General features: G+C 70.2%; 2 protein-coding genes. One reads left to right on the top strand and one right to left on the bottom strand.

Translation table 11 applies throughout. From position 1 onward, the window contains the following. On the bottom strand, positions 1-343 hold a 343-nt coding region (locus tag AC1D12_RS34390), incomplete at its 3' end, for an MFS transporter (protein WP_477845532.1). Between the two features lie 103 nt (positions 344-446). Between AC1D12_RS34390 and AC1D12_RS34385 the strand changes: the two genes are divergently transcribed. After that, the coding region (locus AC1D12_RS34385; RefSeq protein WP_477845531.1) for a peptidoglycan-binding domain-containing protein at positions 447-849 on the top strand (403 nt) is incomplete at its 3' end.

Here is an 849-nt window from a genome sequence, read left to right as displayed (position 1 = left end):
CATCGAACGCGATCGTCGTGCAGGTCACCACCGCCACCGCGGCCACCCACAGCTGCGTCAGCATGAAGTAGCGCCGGCGGTCGAGGATGTCGGCCATCGCGCCGCTCGGCAGCCCGAGCATGAACACCGGCAGCGTCGACGCCGACTGCACCAGCGCCACCAGCACCGGCGAGGTCGTCAGCGAGGTCATCAGCCACGCCGCCGCCACGTCGTTCATCCACATGCAGACGTTGGCGGCGACCCAGGTGCCCCACAGCATGCGGAACACCGGGAGCGAGWGCGGCGCCCAGGCTGAAGTGGGCGGCGGAGAAACGACAGGTGGAAGAGAGGGGGTGCTGGACATCCCGCAACGGTAGCACCGCGCCCGCGTCCATCACATGTGGGATGGACGTAGATCCCCGCCGCACGATACTGGCCCGGCAGCCTCAACCACCCCGGAGGAGCCCATGAAGCTCTTGATCTCCAAAGGTGCGTCCGGCCCGGACGTGACCCGTCTCGCGAAGGCGCTCGCCGCCGAACTCGGCCCCGATGCCGCGGATTTCCCGGTGCTCGCCAGCACCGGCCCGTCGATCGACGACGGCTTCGACGCCGCGATCCGGCGCTGGCAGGCCGGCATCGGCATCATCGCCGACGGCATCGTCGGCCCGCGCTGCCAGATGCTGCTGAAGCTGGCCGACGAAGGCCCGCCGACCGATCCGGTGCTGACGGTCGGTCTCGTGAGCCAGCTGTTCCCTGCGACCAAGCCGGCCAACATCGCGCGCTACCTGCCGTATGTCGAAGCGGCCTTGCGCGCGGCCGGCCTGGTCGACCGGCCGATGGTGCTGGGCGCACTCGGCACGATCCGCGCCG

It is taken from the genome of Rhizobacter sp. P1_G5, assembly GCF_056405435.1.
The sequence above is the reverse complement of the archived record's forward strand: the minus strand, read 5'-3'. Positions and strand labels throughout refer to the sequence as shown.